Source organism: Escherichia sp. S10b, from assembly GCF_028421345.1.
Lineage (GTDB): Bacteria > Pseudomonadota > Gammaproteobacteria > Enterobacterales > Enterobacteriaceae > ECMA0423.
In genome coordinates, this window is sequence record NZ_JAHZSO010000141.1 from 1 (window position 1) to 559 (window position 559).

Sequence of the window (559 nt, forward strand, 5' to 3'; positions counted from 1 at the left end):
GCTTACCCCCAGCTGGGCAGCCTTAGCACGAAGCAACTCAGAAGAAGAAAGATTCTGGCGGGTTGCCTGCTCTTTAAGCTGACGAATAAACGCCACTTTCTGTCGGGTAGCCTCTTCCTCAGCCTGTGTAAGAACACGGGTTTTCGCCGTAACCTCAGAAATCAGCGCCAGATAATCCTGCTGACCAATCCCGCCACTGTTTCTGGCCTGTCGGATCTGCTGCTGAATACGCTGTAATTCCTGCAGCCCCGCACTGGCCTGTTTCACACTGTCAATCTGACGATAAAACGCAGTAGCCGCTTTATCCTGAGCCTCCGCCAGAGCCATGGCCTGCGCCTGTTCCTCGCGCATTTTCTGGCTCAGCGCCTCCATGCGCTGGCGGGTTTTCTCCACCTCGCGGGCCATGCGTTCATGAGCCTGTGCGCTCTTCTCCACCGTCTGCGCATGAACGGATGCGGCTGTTGCAGCCGAAGAAGCCGCCTGCGTTGTCTGCCGGGCGGCCTGAGTCTGACGCTCCATAAAACGCTGCATACGGGCAGAAGACCGTTCTGCATCGCTG

1 pseudogene is annotated in these 559 nt (G+C 57.6%); it reads right to left on the reverse strand.

Going from position 1 to position 559, the window contains the following annotated elements:
* Positions 1–559, reverse strand: a pseudogene (locus FTE26_RS08655) (phage tail tape measure protein); the annotation flags it as partial.